We start from the raw sequence: 1,275 nt of genomic DNA on the forward strand, positions 1-1,275 counted from the left end.
TTGTTGCCGAAGCGGAGGTAGTACCGGCTGTGGTCGATGAAGGCTTGGGCGATGGTGACGTTGTTCAGTCCATCAATAGGATCAATTAGCTGGCTTTTGTCCCAATTACGAGCATCGCCCATTTCAAAGGGCGTGCCGTCAATGTACCGACCGCTATAATAACTAGCTAATCGGTATCTTTTTTCTGATTCTTCAGTATTCCAATAAAATCCGTTACCGTTCTCGTCCCCACTGACCACCCACTGCCCATCGGGGCTGATGGCGGCGTGGGTTTTGGACGAGTTGCCTCGCAACTTGGCGACCGGCTCCCCGGTCTCCGTGTTCCAGAGGGTGACACCGCCGTACCTCGAAAACCGCCGGCCATCGGCCACCGGTGCATAGTCCTCGATGGGGTCGTGGTCGTCTCCGAACCCCGCCGTGATGAAATAGGGCCGGTCTTTCGCCATGGCCAGGTTCAGAAGCTTACCGGAACCGGCAAAACTGGGACTGACGCCGTCCTTGAGGATCGGCTTTTGGCGGTCACCAAAGCCCTTGAACACATTCCACTGCTGATCCGCGGACAGATAGGTGTTGAGATCGGAGGAGATGGCATGTCCATAGGTTGGGAAATGGTCAAAGCGGAGCAGTTCATCGCCGGCGACCGTTTGCACCACGACCCGGTTGTCCAGATCCTGCCAGAGGATGGCATCCCGATCCGGAACCACCCCTGCGCTGTAGATGTTTGCCCGGGTGCTGAGGGTGTCCCAGGTTTTTTTCTTAAGGTCCCACAGGATCAGCGAATGGTCCTGGTGGGCGGTGATGATATACCGGCCGGAGGTCGACACGGCTGCGGACATCACGGGGCCTTTCGGAGGCCCCCAATGGGCCGACGCTAGAGCGATGACACATAAGAGAATGGCGACCGAAGCCGTCCACAGTGCGGTTCTGGATTTAATACCGGCCAAAGCCTGTTCCTTCCTCAACGATACGGCGCATGATGGCGTCGGAAAACGATTTTTCGAAAACTTCCTGGCTGGGAATTTTCATGCCTGAGTGGCTGAACAGCCATTTTGATTGATTTACTATACTGAATTTGTTCACACGCAGAGCTTCTTCAATAAACTTATCCCGCTCGGCCCCAGCCTTATCCCCAGCCACCGCCTCAAACCCCACATACCCCAAGGCGGGCCTCGGTGGGTGCTCTGGTCGCCAGTGGTTCAGCGCCAGTTTTCGGAGCCGTCGGAGGTAATCTCGGGCCAGCTCGGGGCTGACGCTGGCGCGGTGATTCAGCGGGGC

At 56.9% G+C, this 1,275-nt stretch carries 2 protein-coding genes; both read right to left on the reverse strand.

Annotated features, from left to right (window positions below):
• A partial coding sequence (locus BTO32_RS17510; protein WP_175618692.1) for a WD40 repeat domain-containing protein occupies positions 1 to 944 on the reverse strand: 944 nt, incomplete at its 3' end.
• On the reverse strand, positions 931 to 1,275 hold a 345-nt coding region (locus BTO32_RS18025), incomplete at its 5' end, for a hypothetical protein (RefSeq protein ID WP_217697042.1). The genes BTO32_RS18025 and BTO32_RS17510, both read right to left, overlap by 14 nt.

This window comes from Marinobacter lutaoensis, assembly GCF_001981305.1.
Taxonomy (GTDB): domain Bacteria; phylum Pseudomonadota; class Gammaproteobacteria; order Pseudomonadales; family Oleiphilaceae; genus Marinobacter; species Marinobacter lutaoensis.